The organism is Thiovibrio frasassiensis, assembly GCF_029607905.1.
In the GTDB taxonomy this organism is placed as follows: Bacteria; Desulfobacterota; Desulfobulbia; order Desulfobulbales; family Desulfurivibrionaceae; genus Thiovibrio; species Thiovibrio frasassiensis.
The window spans coordinates 2,491,826-2,507,178 of record NZ_JAPHEH010000001.1 but is presented as its reverse complement, the minus strand read 5'-3'; the positions used below and the strand labels follow the sequence as shown (position 1 = coordinate 2,507,178).

Sequence of the window (15,353 nt, the reverse complement as noted above, 5' to 3'; positions counted from 1 at the left end):
GATAACACCATGAAAGTTATACCGGCTTCGTTTCAGATACTTGAGGAACTGGACCACCAGAGCTTGGCTGTGCGCATCGAGGCCTGCGGGCGTTTGTGCTACAAATCCGAGGACAAGATCACCGAGGCCTCGGCTGAGCCGTTTATACAGGGGATTGTCAAGCATGGCCATAATTCGGTCATGGAGATGGCGGCTTTGACCCTGCGGGTTGAGATTGACAGTGAATCGCTTGCTACCCAGTTTTTGAGCGTGATCCCTAAATACGTCCAGTTTGACCGGCTTGAGAAGAAAGTACTGCTCATCACCGGGACGATCCGGGCGTTCCGGGAACTGGCCCGGGATTACGGCAAGGTCAAGGTGATCAAGGGGATAGCCGGGCACCTTGCCGAACTGTATCCGCTCTTCTTTTCGGACCTGGCGCCGAAACGCGGCTGGCTTCCCCAGGACGGGGTTGTCGTCACCCGGCTGCCGCTGGCCGAGGTGGAGGCTCTGTCCGCGGATCTGCTGGCAAAACACCGTTATGTTGCGGTGCGTTTTATAACCAATCGGGCGGTGACCCATGAACTGGTTCGCCACCGCCCCTGTTCTTTTTTGCAGGAAAGCCAGCGCTATTGCCGGTATGCCGATGACAAGTTCGGCAACGAGATAACCTTTATCAAACCTATGTTTTTTGCCGAGGGAAGCAGCGAATATAAGCTCTGGGAAAAGGCGATGCTGGAGACGGAGAAGATTTACCTCAAGCTCCTTGGCACCTCGTCGCCCCAAGCCGCGCGGACGGTATTGCCCAACTCCTGCAAGACCGAGATCATTGTCTTTGCCAATCTGCTGGAGTGGCTGCATATCTTCCGGCTACGCACCCCCAAGAATGCCGAGCCTTCCATGCGCGAGGTGATGATCCCGCTGGCCAAGGCCTTTCAGGGGCGATATCCGGCGGTTTTCGCGGATGTTACCTTTGCTGCGGAATAGAAAATGCTAGGAAAATCCGGGGGGCGGGCGAGAGCCTGACGCCCCATGTTTTTGTTGCTACAGAGAAATCGAGAACAACTTATTTTAAGAAGGAGAGAGAGATGGCTTTTGATGCGGTGAATATGGCGGATTGGCAGATTTCCGAGGCTGCCGAAAAGAACATGCCCACCCCTGAGGAGTGGAGAGACAAATTAGGGCTTGAGAAAGACGAAATTCTTCCCATGGGCAGGTTGGCCAAGCTCGATTTCCTTAAAATCATGAATCGCCTCAAAAACAAGCCGGACGGCAAGTACATCGAGGTAACGGCGATTACCCCGACGCCTCTGGGCGAGGGGAAAAGTACTACTTCCTGCGGCCTGATGGAAGGTCTGGGCAAGCGCGGCATGAATGTCGGCGGCGCCCTGCGCCAGCCTTCCGGCGGCCCGACCATGAACGTCAAGGGAACCGCGGCAGGCGGTGGCAACTCCCTCCTGATCCCGATGACCGAGTTCTCTCTCGGGCTCACCGGGGACATCAACGACATCATGAACGCCCACAACCTGGGCATGGTGGCCATGACCGCCCGCATGCAGCATGAGCGCAACTACAACGACGAGCAGCTGGCCAGATTGACCGGCATGCGGCGGCTCGACATCGACCCCACCCGGGTGGAGTTCGGCTGGATCATCGACTTCTGCGCCCAGGCCCTGCGCAACATCGTCATCGGCCTCGGTGGCCGTACGGACGGCTACACCATGCAGTCCAAATTCGGCATTGCCGTGGGCTCCGAGCTCATGGCCATCCTGTCCATTGCCACCGATCTGGCTGACCTGAAGGAACGGATCAACAATATCACCGTGGCCTTTGACAAGAGCGGTAAGCCGGTCACCTGCCGCGACCTGGAAGTGGGCAACGCCATGGCCGCTTTCATGCGCAACACCATCAACCCGACCCTGATGTGCACCGCCGAGTACAACCCCTGCCTGGTCCATGCCGGACCTTTCGCCAACATCGCCGTCGGCCAGTCTTCCATCATCGCCGACCGGGTTGCCCTGAAACTTTTTGATTACAACATCACCGAGTCCGGCTTTGCCGCCGACATCGGTTTCGAGAAATTCTGGAACGTGAAATGCCGCTACTCCGGTCTCAAGCCGCATGTTTCGGTTCTTACCGCCACGATCCGCGCCCTGAAGATGCATGGCGGCGGACCCAAGGTCGTTCCGGGCAAGCCCCTTGATGACGCCTATACCAAGGAGAACGTCGGGCTGGTGGAGAAGGGTTGCGAGAACATGGTTCATCTGATCAATGTTATCCGCAAGGCCGGCATCAACCCGGTGGTCTGCATCAACCGCTTCTATTCCGACACCGACGAAGAGTGCAGGGTTGTTCGTCGGATCGCCGAGGCTGCCGGTGCCCGTTGCGCCGAGTCCAAGCATTGGGAACTGGGCGGCGACGGAGCGCTGGAATTCGCCGATACGGTTATCGATGCCTGTAACGAAGAGAATGATTTCAAGTTCCTCTATCCTCTGGAGATGAAACTGCGCGACCGGGTTGAGATGATCACCAAGGAAGTGTATGGCGGTGACGGTGTCGATTGGTCACCAGAGGCTAATGCCAAGGCTGAGATGCTGGAAAAAGATCCCCAGTATGCCGATTATGCCACCATGATGGTCAAGAGCCACCTGAGCCTGAGTCATGATCCGACCCTCAAGGGTGTGCCCAAGGGCTGGCGTTTGCCGGTTCGGGACATCTTGATCTATTCCGGCGCCAAGTTCCTCTGCCCGTGTGCGGGATCAATCAGCCTGATGCCCGGCACCAGTTCGAATCCGGCCTTCCGCCGTATTGATGTCGACACGGAATCAGGTAAGGTTTCAGGGCTGTTCTAAAGCTGAGTTGCGCAGCTAGGCTGCTCCAGCGAAACGTATGCCCTTTGGGTAGACATTTCGTTTACACATCTTTTCATCTAAAACTGGTCAAATGACGTATGTCTTTTGACCAGTTTTTTTTTGCAGAGTAGGCAGAAAAATTGTAATTGCTGGCAGGTGGTCTTTGACTGCCATGGCAGCGTCCCGATCCCGGGACCCTTTTTTGTTTGTTCGGGACAGATATGCTTGTCAGTAGTAGCCAGGATATAGTATCTAAATATTAGGTGATTTTTTCCGTGTATAATAACATCTCGGGGTTGTCTCATATCCATGGCCGAAGCAGACAGTAAATCAAATTTGCGTTCCACGGTAAAAGATCAATCCGGAGCCGGAAAGATCAAGATAGGCGAACTGCTGCGCAAGGCCGGGCAGATCAGCAGCTACCAGCTCGATGAGGCCCTGGCCGCCCAGAAAAAATCGGGGGGTCGTCTGTCCAGTATTCTTCTGCGTCTTGGCCATATCGAAGAATCAACCATCCTCAATTTTTTAAGCCGCCTGCACAATTACCAGCCCGTTGTCATCAGCAGGGAACCGCCCAAGCCTGAGGTCCTGAAGGTTCTCCCCTACGAGATTGCCAAGAAATATCTGGCCTTTCCGTTGCGGCAGGTCGGTAAATCGCTGCATGTCGCCATGTCCGAGCCCACCGATACCGGGGCGGTGGAAAACCTGCAGGCCGCGGTCAAAATGCCGTTGACCGTCTGTGTCGCCACCGAAAAGGACATCGTTGACGCATACAAGACCTATTACAAGATCAGTGAGGAGGAATATCAATCTTTTTTCACCTCGGTCGGCGGGGAGGATAAAGATGAGGAGCCCATTACCCAGATCGACGATTTCGGCACCCTGGCGTCCGAGGCGGCCGAAGGTATGGAGATTGCCTCGTTTGAAGATGATGCGGGCGGCGATCAGTATTCCGCCTCGGACGCTCCCATCATCAAGCTGGTGAACGGTATCCTGGTCAAGGCGGTTAATGATGGGGTGAGCGATATCCACATCGAGCCTTACGAAAAAACGCTTCAGGTGCGTTACCGCATGGATGGCTCCCTGTACAAGTCCATGAATCTGCCCCTCTCGATCAAAAATGCTCTGAATTCGCGGATAAAAATCATGTCCCAGCTCGATATCACCGAGCGGAGGGTGCCCCAGGACGGCCGGATCCGGATCAAGATGGGGCGGACCAGGGCTGTTGACTTCCGCGTTTCCACCCTGCCCACCCTGTTTGGGGAGAGTATCGTTCTGCGTATCCTTGACAAGGGCAGCCTCAATGTCGATCTCACCAAGCTCGGTTTTGAGAAGGAGACCTTTGCCACCCTCCAGCGCTGCATCGACCGGCCCCAAGGGCTGCTGCTCGTTACCGGCCCTACCGGCAGCGGTAAAACGGTAACCCTCTATTCGGTGCTCAATTCGCTCAACAGCGAAGACACCAAGATCCTCACCGCCGAAGATCCGGTTGAGTTCAACTTCAAGGGGATCAACCAGGTCAATGTCAAAAAAGAAGTGGGGATGACCTTTCCCGCTGCGCTCAAGGCTTTTCTCCGCCAGGATCCCGACATCATCATGGTCGGCGAGATCCGGGATATGGAAACCGCGGAAATTGCCATCAAGGCGGCCATGACCGGCCATCTTGTTTTTTCTACCCTCCATACCAATGACTGTCCCGCCACCATCGGCCGTCTGGTCGATATCGGCATTCCCCCCTTCATGCTGGCCTCGGCCGTTACCATGGTTCTTTCCCAGCGGCTGGCGAGAAAGCTCTGCGTCCATTGTAAGGAGGAGGTTCCTCGCCCGCCCAAGGAAGAGCTTATTGCCCTGGGTTTCAAAGAGAAGGATTTTGAGAAGGATTTTGTTGTCTATGGCCCCAAGGGATGCCAGAAATGTAACGGCGGCGGCTATAAGGGCCGGGTCGGCCTTTTTGAGCTGATGGAGATCACCGATGAGGTGGCCAAGGCGATCAGCGCCGAGGTGCCGGAGGACCAGCTGCGAAAGATTGCCATGCAAGAGGGGATGACCCCTCTCAGACGGGCCGGAGTGAAAAAGGTCATCGAAGGGGCCACCAGCATCGAAGAGATTTTACGGCGAACGGTTATCACCGAAGAGAGTCTGCCCGCCTACCTGGTCCATCCGGATATCGAAGAGTACGATGACGGGGATTTCATCATCCGGCAGAACAACAACGACATTGATTTCTTTAAACTGGTTACCGGTGCTGTATCCGTAATCAAGGATGGCAAGAAGATCGCCGAGATCACCGAACCGGGCGAGTATTTCGGCGAGATGAGCGCCATTTCCGGCGAGCCTCGTTCCGCCTCCATCACCTCGAAGGGACGCTCCAAGATTAAGCGGTTTCCCGGCGATAAGCTGCAGGAGGTTATTCAAAAATATCCCGATGTGGCCAACCATCTTTTTAAAACCGTGGTCAACCGCTTGGGCCAGGCGAACAATATCATTGTCAAACTGGCAGGTGATCGGGCGAAAAGACCGGAATGATGAGGCGATAGCCTTTTCATTTTTTATCTCCCAGGCAATTATTCATTTCCCCTCGTTTTTTTCTTCTATTTTCCTTCGAAAAATGTATAGTACGGGGCTTTTTGCAAGTATATCTACCTATTGAAATATCGTGTTTAATTGGGTAGTTTTGTGAGCTCTGATCACCATTTTGCCATGCCGGGGCCATCATTCGAGATGTCGTCTGTCTGGGAGATGAGGCGGCAGGTTTTTTTCTGGCGAGACGCGCACCGAGAGAGATATCTATAACTTTTTGTTGAAATTGCAAAGAAGCCGCGATTACAACGGTTATCGCTTCGCTGCTGTAAACATTTTCAGGTTGTGCCACGGACATGTGACTGGTGTCCCTTTTTTTGCGAGTCCATCACTTTTTGATATAAGGAGAAAATGAATGAGTGCCAAGATTATCAGCGGGACGGAAGTTGCAAAGGCTATTCGTGAAGAGTTAAAGACCGAGGTCACGGAGCTTAAGGAAAAGCATGATATTGTTCCCGGTCTTGTCACGATTCTGGTGGGAGAAGATCCGGCCTCTCAATCGTATGTGAGCGCAAAAAATAAGACCGCCCATGCCCTCGGCATCCATTCCGAGCAGGTAACCCTTGCCGCCGACACCACGGAACAGGATCTGCTGGCCACGGTGGAGAAATACAACAAAGACAAGAATATCCACGGCATTCTCGTGCAGTTGCCTCTGCCCAAGCATATCAATGAGACCAATATCCTCTATGCCATTGATCCGGACAAGGACGTGGATGGTTTTCATCCGGTGAACGTGGGCAAGATGGTCTTGGGCGAGGAGTGTTTCCTGCCTTGCACGCCCCACGGTATCCTCGAGTTGCTTACCCGCAGTGGCGTGGAGACCAGCGGCGCCGAGGTGGTGATCATCGGCCGCAGCAACATCGTCGGTAAGCCCATCGCCAATCTCATGCTCCAGAAAAGAAAAGGCGGCAACGCTACGATCACCCTGTGCCATACCCGCACCAAGGATATGGCCGCCCATTGTAAGCGGGCCGATATCATCATCGCCGCTGTCGGTGTGCCGAAAATGGTAACCGCCGATATGGTGAAAGACGGGGTGGTGGTCATCGATGTCGGTGTGAACCGGATCGGCAAGACCGCGGAAGGCAAGGCCATTCTCGCCGGTGATGTGGATTTTGATGCGGTAAAGGAAAAAGCTTCGTATATTACCCCTGTTCCGGGTGGAGTCGGCCCCATGACCATCACCATGCTCATGAAAAATACCGTACAGGCGGCCAAGCAGATCGCAGGCGTGAAATAAAATAGTTTCGCAATAAAAGAACAAAAATAGCAAGGTCCGCAACACGAAATCAAAGAGCACAAGGCAATAACCGATGTAATCGCGTCTTTGTGCGATTTCATCAAATAAGCGGCTGCCGCAAACAAAAAAGTAATCAGAAGGTATCTGCTTTTCTGTTACATAGCGAACCCAAGATGCTGAGGACACAAGATGGCGATCAAACGAAATGGATGTGAGGGATGCACGGATATTACCTGCGTTTCCACGCAACAGGTTCTCTCTCAGGATGTGGCCAAGAACGTCAAGACTGCCTATGACCGGGTAAAAGCGCGGGGGATGTCGGCCTGTCTTTTCGGCTCCAGCGGGACCTGCTGCCGCAACTGCAATATGGGGCCTTGTCAGATCATCGACGGCGTTGATGACATGCTCGGTATCTGTGGCGCCACCGCCGACACCGTGGCGGCCAGGAATTTCGCCCGTACCGTGGCTGCCGGGTCTGCCGCGCACACCGACCATGCCCGGGAGATGGTCAAAGGTTTCATTGAGGCTGCCAAAGGGGAAGGGCTGCATCAGATCAAGGATGTGGATAAGCTGAAAAAGCTGGCTGCGGACTTTGGTATCGTCACCGAAGAGCGTGAGGTGAAGGATATCGCCCTTGAGCTCGGGGAAAAAGCCCTGGCCGAATTCGGCAAGCAGGATGATGCGCCGCTTTCCATGCTGAAACGGGCTACGCCGAAACGGCAGGCCCTCTGGCAGAAATTGGGCATCGCCCCCCGCGGCATCGACCGTGAGGTGGTGGAGATGATGCACCGTACCCACATGGGTGTTGACCAGGAATACCATAACCTCATGCTCCAGGCCTCCCGCACCGCCTTGTCCGACGGCTGGGGCGCTTCCATGCTTTCCACCGAGTTGACCGACATCATGTTCGGCACTCCGGTGCCCCGTCGCGCCATTGTTGATCTTGGCGTACTGAAACTCGATCAGGTTAATATCACCGTGCACGGGCATGAGCCTTTGCTGGCGGAGGCCTTGTGCATCGCGGCCCAGGATCCGGAAATGCTGGAGCTGGCCAAGAAGCAGGGCGCCAAGGGGATCAACCTTGCCGGCGTCTGCTGCACCGGTAACGAGATCCTCATGCGCCGCGGGATTCCGGTGGCCGGTGGTTTTGTCCAGCAGGAGATCGTCCTGGCCACCGGGGCGGTGGAGGCGATGGTGGTTGATGTGCAGTGCGTCATGCAGTCCGTGGCCGAGGTGGCAAAGAATTTCCACACCGACATCATTACCACCAACTATCGGGCCAAGATGCCCGGCGGTATCCATATCCAGTTTGAGGAACACGAGGCGCTCAATTCCGCCAAGCAGATCCTGACCCATGCCATCAAAAATTTCAAGAAGCGCGGCAAGTGTTTTATTCCCAAGGAAACTAAGATGGACGTGGTTGTGGGTTTCAGCCATGAAACCATCAACACCATGTTGGGCGGCCGTTTCCGCGCCAGTTACCGGCCGCTGAACGACAATATCATCAATGGCCGCATCCGCGGGGTGGCAGCCATTGTCGGTTGTGACAATTTCAAGCTTGCGGACGACACCCATGAAACCATTGTCCGGGAGTTGTTGAAAAACAATATCCTCGTCCTGGCCACGGGTTGCGCCGCAACCTCACTGGGCAAGGCCGGCCTGCTGAATCCCGAGGCGGCCCGTTTCTGCGGCGACTCCCTGCGGGAGGTGTGTGAGACCGTGGGCATGCCGCCGGTTCTCCATATGGGTTCTTGCGTTGACAACTCCCGGATCCTTATCGCAGCCACCGAAATGGTCCGGCAAGGGGGCTTGGGCGACGATATCTCCGACCTGCCCGCCATCGGTACCGCTCCTCTCTGGATGAGCGAAAAGGCCGTGGCCATTGGTCAGTATTTCGTGGCCAGCGGGGCCCAGGTTGTTTTCCAGAATCTGCCCATCTCCGGGGCCAAGAATTTCAATAAATACCTCACCGAAGGCTTGATGGGCGAGGTGGGTGCCCACTGGAATATCGCTTCGGAGCCCTTGGAAATCGCCAGGATCATGATCGAGAAGATCGAGGCAAAGCGCGACGCCCTAGGCATCAACAAGAAGAAAGAGCGTGTTCTTTTCGATATGGACATGCGTCGTGACCTTGGTGGCGGTCCGTTGAAGGACGTTGGCTGTCATGGCCCGACCGCTTCTTGATTTTTTTTTTGAGAGAACGTGCTGTTACCAAGCAAGAATAAGGATAAGGATTATAACCGATGAAATCGGGAAGCCGTTTAGAACGGATTTTAACATCAGGAGAGTTCGCAGTTACCGGTGAGTTGGGACCACCCAAGAACGGTAACGCCGAACATGTTCGGGAAAAGGCCCGTCTGCTCAAAGGCAGTGTTGACGCCGTCAATATCACCGACTGTCAGACCGCCATCGTCCGCATGTCCAGTATCAGTGCTGGCTTGTTGACCTTGGCCGAGGGGGTGGAGCCGGTCATTCAGATGACCTGCCGCGACCGGAACCGGATCGGGATGCAGAGTGATATTCTCGGGGCTGCCGCTCTGGGGCTCAAGAATCTCCTCTGTCTTACCGGCGATCATCAGAAGTTCGGCAATCATCCCGGTTCCAAGGGCGTCTTTGATATGGATTCCATCCAGTTGCTCGGTATGGTGAAGACCATGCGGGATGAGAAGAAATTTCAATGTGGCGAACTGATCAAGTCCCATGAGCCCAAGCTTTTTCTCGGTGCCGCGGCAAACCCCTTTGCCGGACCATCGGAACAGTTCCGGGCTGCCCGGTTGGCAAAAAAGGTCGCCAATGGCGCTGATTTTGTCCAGACCCAGATCATTTACAATGTTGAGCGCTTTGCCAAATTCATGCAGGCGGTCCGTGATCTCGGTCTCCACAAAAAGGTGCATATCCTCGCAGGGGTAACCCCACCGAAATCCGTGGGCATGGCGCGTTACATGAAGAGTTCCGTCCCCGGCATGGATGTCACCGATGAGGTGATCAAGCGGATGCAAGGGGCCAAGGACAAGGAAGACGAGGGTATCAACATCTGCGTTGATATCATCCGGCAGGTTCGGGAGATAGAAGGGGTGGCCGGCGTACATATCATGGCCATCGAATGGGAGAGCGCTGTGCCGGAGATCGTCAGCCGGGCAGGACTTGCTACCCGGCCGGTGTTTGCCGACGAGCCTGTCGCTTTGGCGGCGGCAAGACCGGAGGCACCCATCGAGGTTCGGTCCGCGGTGGCCGCAGAGAAGGAAAGTGATGTTGTCCTGGCGGCAGCCAAGGCTGAGGCAGAAAAGATTGTTGCCGCGGCTCAGGCGGAAGCTGCTCAGTTCCGGGCATCGGCCAGCAGCGTCAGCGGCGCTGGGGCGGTTGATCAGGCAAGGATTGAAATAGATCAAGCAGGAGAGGATGCGATGAACGAAAAAGAACGGCAAATGGCGCTGGAGTCGGTACGCCTCGGTCTTGATGCGCTGAAAAAGGCCTATGGCTTGTCGGACGATCAATTTGATGCACTGACGAAATTCGCCGGCGCTGAGGCTATTCTCAAGCGCGAGCCGGTACTCGCTGCTCCTGCTGCTCCTGCTGCTCCGGCGGCAGCGTCGGTTGCCCCGGTTGCTCCTGCTCCGGTTACGGATGAGGGCGCAGCCAAGAAAGCTGCCGAGGCTGCGGCGCTCGAAGATGCCAAAAAGGGTGAGGCCGCGAAGAAAGCTGCTGAGTCTAAGGCTGCGGAAGAGGCCAAGCAGGCCGAAGTTGCAAAGAAGGCAGCTGAGGCGGCAGCCGCTGAAGAGGCCAAGAAGATTGAGGCATCTAAGAAAGCCGCCGAGGCCAAGGCTGCGGAAGCGACGAAGAAACCGGCCGCCCCCGCAGAAAAGAAAGCGCCGGCCGCTGCCGCTCCGGTCTCTGCGGCCGTTGGCGCGGCTGCACTTGCCCTGGAGAAGGCCCCGTTGTCTGAACGGGCAGCCAAGGTGCCCGAGGCCTCTTACAAACAGGCATACACCGGCGCCATCCGCCAGACCGTATTGGGCGATGCGGCGAGCGGCATCAAGGTGGGCGGCGAAAGCACCCTGCCGTTCCATCTCTTTGAAGGGGCGATGCCCAACAAGCCCATGATCGCCTTTGATATCCTCGATGTCAAACCCGACGAGTGGCCCGATTCTCTGGCCCGCCATTATCAGGACGTCATGGACAATCCCGTGGCCTGGGCTCAGAAATGTGTCAAGGAATACGGCGCCGAAGCTATCTGTATCTCCATGGTCAGCACCGACCCCAACGGCTTGAACCGGCCTTCCGGCGAGGCTGCGAAAGCAGCGGCCGAGGTGGTGAAAAATATCGAAGTACCGGTGATTGTCTGGGGCTGCGGCAACGGGGAAAAGGATACCGAGACCCTGCGGGAGATCACCTCCCTGATCGGCGACAAGAAGGTGTGTCTGGCGCCGCTCTCCGACAGCAACTACCGGGCCATCGGCGCCACCGCCATGGCCTTCCAGTATCCCATGGTTGCAGCGTCGCCCATCGACGTCAACCTGGCCAAGCAGCTCAATATTCTCCTTGAGAATCTCGGGGTCTCCCTGGAGTCCGTTTTGATCGATCCCTCCATCGGCGCTCTTGGCTACGGGATCGAATATACCTACTCGGTTATGGAGCGGATCCGTCTTGCCGCCCTGACCCAGAAAGACGAGAAGCTTCAGGTGCCCTTTATCTGCAACCTGGGCCGCGAGGTTTGGAAGGCCAAGGAATGCCGGTTGCCGTCCGACGAGATGATTGGTGATCAGGAAACCCGCGGTATCCTCATGGAGGCCATTACCGCTTCCTGCATGTTGATGGCGGGTGGCGAGTTGATGATCATGCGGCATCCGAGGGCTGTTTCTTTGACCAAGTCGCTGATCAGCGGGCTCATGGATTAACGTACTGAAATTGTCCATTATTACTGTCGTAATACTGAAAAGCCTCACAGAGTAAAGAGGAGAAAAACACAATGTCTAAGATCATCTGTTCGGCCGCCATCCGTGGGGCTCACAAAATAGTTGATATGGCGGAAGCGAAGTTCGAGGAAGCCATCAAGAAATACGGCCCCGAACATGAGGTTTCTTACCCCAACACCGCTTACTTCCTGCCGATTATTTACAGTATGCTGGGTGCCAAGGTGGAGAAGCTTGGCGATATGAAGGATATCTTTCAGGAATGCCGCACCCTGCTGCCGGCGCAGGTGAGTGAGAATATCTGGCTGCCGTACCTCGCCCCGGCTCTCGATGCCGGCATGGCCACCTTTTTTGCCGAAGAGATGTACGAGGCCATCCGGTATCTTGAGACCCCGGATTTCTATACGAAAACCGAGGACCCGCTGGAGAACAATATCTGGCTGGGTGCCGCCGACGACGTTATCTTCCGCAAACGCGGCGTTGAGTTCGTTGACGGCACGGCCCCCGGCTTTGCCGCCATCATGGGCACCCCGGATGACAATGCGGTTGCTTCGCGCATCGCCCTTGAGCTGCAGGAGAAAAACCTTTATATCTTCATGCACGACCAGACCAACGGCAAGAACATGGCCGAGCGTCTGGTGGAAAATAAGGTCCAGGTCGGCTGGAATACCCGTCTGGTTCCCTTTGGCAAGAGTTACACCTCCGCGGTCTTCGCCATCGGTTTTGCCTGCCGGGTGGCCATGGCCTTCGGCGGCATCAAGCCCGGCGATTACAAGGGCAATCTGATTTACAACAAAGATCGGACCTTCGCTTTTATTATGGCCTTTGGTCCGGTATCCGACGAGTGGTACGCCAACGCGGCCGGCGCCATCAACTGGGGTTTCCCCACCATCTCCGACTACGACATCCCCGAGATCCTGCCCACCGGGATCTGTACCTACGAGCACGTGGTCAGCCGGGTGCCTCACGACGAGATCGTGCAGAAGGCCATCGAGGTGCGCGGCCTCAAGGTCAACGTCACCAAGATCGATATTCCCCTGTCCTTTGGCCCTGCCTTTGAGGGCGAGCGTATCCGTAAGGACGATCTCTTCATGGAATGCGGCGGCGGCCGGACTTCTGGGGTTGAGGTGCTCGTTTCCAAGGATATGTCCGAGGTTGAGGACGGCAAGGTCACCATCGAAGGGCCGGACATCAAGGATCTTCAGGTGGGCCAAAACGTGCCCCTCGGCATCCTGGTTGAGGTTGCCGGACGTGGCATGCAGTCGGATTTCGAGCCCATCCTCGAGCGTCAGTTCCATCACCTGATCAACTATATCCAGGGCATCATGCACATGGGCCAGCGGAACATCATGTGGCTCCGGATTGGCAAGGCTGCGGTGGAAAAGGGCTTTTCCTTCACCCATATCGGCAAGGTGCTGCACGGCAAACTCCATCAGGAATTCGGCGCCATTGTCGACAAGATCCAGGTCAAGCTCTACACCGAGTTGGACAAGGTGGAAGAGGTGCAGGAGCTTGCCCGCAAGGTGTACGCAGAGCGCGATGAGCGTTTGGGCTCCATGACCGACGAGACCGAAGAGGTCTTCTATTCCTGCACCCTGTGCCAGTCCTTTGCTCCGAGTCATGTCTGTGTTATCACCCCGGAGCGGATCGGGATGTGCGGCGCCTATAACTGGCTGGATGGCAAGGCCTCCTTCCAGATCAACCCCACCGGCCCCAACCAGCCGATTCAGAAAGGCGACTGTCTGGATGAAAAGCTCGGCCGTTTCAAGGGGATCAACGATTTTGTCGATCAGACCTCCCGCGGGGCCGTGACCGATCTTGCCTTGTATTCCCTGATGAACAGCCCGATGACCGCTTGCGGCTGTTTTGAGGCCATTGCCGCCATGCTCCCCCAGTGCAACGGGATCATGGTGGTCAACCGCGACTACAGCGGCATGACCCCTTCCGGGATGAAGTTCACCTCCTTGGCCGGCATGGCCGGCGGTGGGGCGCAGACTCCTGGTTTTATCGGGGTTTCCAAGCATTTCATGACCAGCCCCAAGCTCTTTGTCGCCGAAGGCGGGCTCACCCGGATGGTTTGGCTGCCCAAGATGATGAAAGAGGAGATCAAGGACAAACTCATGGAGCGCTGCAAGGAAATCGGCAGGCCGGAGTTTTACGATATGATCGCCACCGAGGAGAACGGTACCACGGAAGAGGAAATCCTCGCCTTCATGAAAAAGGTCGGTCACCCGGCCCTTGAAATGGAAGCGCTTGTTTAAGGTCCGAAAGAAATAAAGGGATCAGGTTAAAGGACTAAGACACACAAAAAAAGCATTTTGATTTAACCTTTTCACCTTTACTAATAATTGTGAGTTTTCGATCTACGGGAGGAACAGACAGATGGCTTTAACAGGTATTCAAATCCTCAAAATGCTTCCCAAGAAGAACTGTGGGGAGTGCGGTATTCCTACCTGTCTTGCCTTTGCCATGAAGGTGGCAGCCGGACAGACGGAGATCGGCGAATGTCCGTATGTGAGTGAGGAGGTCAAGGAGCAGATCGGCGAGGCCTCTGCTCCTCCGATCCGGACTATTAAACTCGGCTCCGGGGACAGTGCCTATACCACCGGCGGCGAGACCTGTCTGTTTCGCCATGAGAAACGTTTTGAGAATCCCACCGGTATTGCGGTGCTGGTCACCACCGAGATGAACGAAGCCGATGTCGATGGTCGTATCACTCGGTTCAAGAATCTTCGTTACGAGCGGGTTGGGGTGCTCCTCAAGGCCGACCTGATCGCGATCAAAGACACCAAGGGCGACAGTGCTGCCTTCACCGCGCTGACCAAGAAGGTATTGGACGGCGCAGCCGATGCAGGCATTATTTTGATGAGCGACAAGGCAGACAACCTCAAGGCTGCCGCTGGTGTCTGCGGTGAGCGCAAGCCTTTGCTCTATGGTGCCACCGCAGAGAATGCCGAGGCCATGGCTGCTCTTGCCAAGGAGACCGGCTGCCCTCTGGTTGCCAAGGGAACAAACCTTGACGACACCGTGGCGATTTCTGAAAAACTTATTGCCGCGGGCCTCAAGGATTTGATGCTCGATTCCGGTGCCCGCACGGTCCGTGCCGCCCTGGAAGACAGTGTGGTTGGTCGGCGTTCCGCCATTCGGGCCAAATTCAAGCCCCTGGGCTTTCCGACCATCACCTTTCCCTGCGAGATCTCCGCCGATCCGCTGATGGAGGCCATGGTCGCCTCGGTGCTGATTGCCAAATACGCAGGCATTGTCGTCCTTTCCGACCTGCAGGGCGATATTCTCTTCCCGCTCTTGCTGGAGCGGTTGAATATCTTCACCGATCCGCAACGCCCCATGGTGGTTCAGGAAGATGTTTATAACATCAATGGCCCGACCGAGGATTCGCCGGTACTCATTACCTGTAACTTCTCGCTCACCTACTTCATCGTTTCCGGCGAGATCGAAGGGAGCAAGGTGCCTTCCTGGTTGTTGATCAAGGACACGGAAGGTCTTTCGGTTCTCACCGCTTGGGCTGCCGGCAAGTTCGGCGCGGATATGATCGCGGCGTTTATGAAAAAATCCGGGATCGAGTCCAAGGTCAAGCATCGGGAGTTGATTATTCCCGGTTACCTCGCCTCCATGAAGGGTGAACTTGAAGAAGAACTGGCCGGTTGGACTATTACCATCGGTCCCCGTGAAGCCGGACATCTGCCTGCCTTCCTGAAGGAATGGAAGCCCGCGGCATAAGAAGAAAAGGATCGAGGGGAAAATCTTTCATCTCGATCCTGACCTTATACC

General features: G+C 55.8%; 9 protein-coding genes. 8 read left to right on the top strand and 1 reads right to left on the bottom strand.

The features are described 5' to 3' along the window. Window positions 1–9 precede the first annotated feature (9 nt). The 3 genes from OLX77_RS11705 (at window position 10) to pilB (ending at window position 5,357) form a co-directional block, all read left to right on the top strand. Window positions 10–966: an FAD-dependent thymidylate synthase gene (locus OLX77_RS11705; RefSeq protein WP_307633787.1), complete on the top strand. Its 957-nt coding sequence runs from the start codon at window positions 10–12 to the stop codon at window positions 964–966. 101 nt (window positions 967–1,067) lie between these two features. Further along, the gene (locus OLX77_RS11700; RefSeq protein ID WP_307633786.1) at window positions 1,068–2,831 is read left to right on the top strand and encodes a formate--tetrahydrofolate ligase; all 1,764 of its coding nucleotides are present in this window, start codon (window positions 1,068–1,070) and stop codon (window positions 2,829–2,831) included. Window positions 2,832–3,140: 309 nt separating this feature from the next. Next, a complete protein-coding gene (gene pilB, locus OLX77_RS11695; RefSeq protein WP_307633785.1) occupies window positions 3,141–5,357 on the top strand; it encodes a type IV-A pilus assembly ATPase PilB in 2,217 nt (738 codons plus the stop codon). A 16-nt stretch (window positions 5,358–5,373) separates the two neighbouring features. On the opposite strand, the gene OLX77_RS11690 is transcribed toward pilB, so the two are convergent. Beyond that, on the bottom strand, window positions 5,374–5,709 hold the full coding sequence (locus tag OLX77_RS11690; RefSeq protein ID WP_307633784.1) for a hypothetical protein: 336 nt from the start codon (window positions 5,707–5,709) through the stop codon (window positions 5,374–5,376). A 57-nt stretch (window positions 5,710–5,766) separates the two neighbouring features. Here OLX77_RS11690 and folD point away from each other — a divergent pair, with 57 nt between their 5' ends. From folD to acsC, 5 genes are all read left to right on the top strand, one after another. After that, the gene (gene folD, locus OLX77_RS11685) at window positions 5,767–6,654 is read left to right on the top strand and encodes a bifunctional methylenetetrahydrofolate dehydrogenase/methenyltetrahydrofolate cyclohydrolase FolD (protein WP_307633783.1); all 888 of its coding nucleotides are present in this window, start codon (window positions 5,767–5,769) and stop codon (window positions 6,652–6,654) included. Window positions 6,655–6,843: 189 nt separating this feature from the next. Continuing rightward, complete coding sequence (gene cooS / locus OLX77_RS11680) at window positions 6,844–8,838, top strand: anaerobic carbon-monoxide dehydrogenase catalytic subunit (RefSeq protein WP_307633782.1); 1,995 nt, start codon at window positions 6,844–6,846, stop codon at window positions 8,836–8,838. 59 nt (window positions 8,839–8,897) lie between these two features. Continuing rightward, a complete protein-coding gene (locus OLX77_RS11675; RefSeq protein ID WP_307633781.1) occupies window positions 8,898–11,549 on the top strand; it encodes an acetyl-CoA decarbonylase/synthase complex subunit delta in 2,652 nt (883 codons plus the stop codon). Between the two features lie 71 nt (window positions 11,550–11,620). Beyond that, on the top strand, window positions 11,621–13,825 hold the full coding sequence (gene acsB / locus OLX77_RS11670) for an acetyl-CoA decarbonylase/synthase complex subunit alpha/beta (protein WP_307633780.1): 2,205 nt from the start codon (window positions 11,621–11,623) through the stop codon (window positions 13,823–13,825). Window positions 13,826–13,946: 121 nt separating this feature from the next. After that, entirely contained in the window at window positions 13,947–15,302 is a 1,356-nt protein-coding gene (gene acsC / locus OLX77_RS11665; RefSeq protein WP_307633779.1) for an acetyl-CoA decarbonylase/synthase complex subunit gamma, read from the top strand. Window positions 15,303–15,353: the final 51 nt, after the last annotated feature.

Excerpts from the sequence above, each read along its gene's own strand:
- OLX77_RS11705 (WP_307633787.1), top strand. The coding sequence starts at position 10 with ATGAAAGTTATACCGGCTTCGTTTCAGATACTTGAGGAACTGGACCAC.
- OLX77_RS11700 (WP_307633786.1), top strand. The coding sequence starts at position 1,068 with ATGGCTTTTGATGCGGTGAATATGGCGGATTGGCAGATTTCCGAGGCT.
- pilB (WP_307633785.1), top strand. The coding sequence starts at position 3,141 with ATGGCCGAAGCAGACAGTAAATCAAATTTGCGTTCCACGGTAAAAGAT.
- OLX77_RS11690 (WP_307633784.1), bottom strand. The coding sequence starts at position 5,709 with ATGTCCGTGGCACAACCTGAAAATGTTTACAGCAGCGAAGCGATAACC.
- folD (WP_307633783.1), top strand. The coding sequence starts at position 5,767 with ATGAGTGCCAAGATTATCAGCGGGACGGAAGTTGCAAAGGCTATTCGT.
- cooS (WP_307633782.1), top strand. The coding sequence starts at position 6,844 with ATGGCGATCAAACGAAATGGATGTGAGGGATGCACGGATATTACCTGC.
- OLX77_RS11675 (WP_307633781.1), top strand. The coding sequence starts at position 8,898 with ATGAAATCGGGAAGCCGTTTAGAACGGATTTTAACATCAGGAGAGTTC.
- acsB (WP_307633780.1), top strand. The coding sequence starts at position 11,621 with ATGTCTAAGATCATCTGTTCGGCCGCCATCCGTGGGGCTCACAAAATA.
- acsC (WP_307633779.1), top strand. The coding sequence starts at position 13,947 with ATGGCTTTAACAGGTATTCAAATCCTCAAAATGCTTCCCAAGAAGAAC.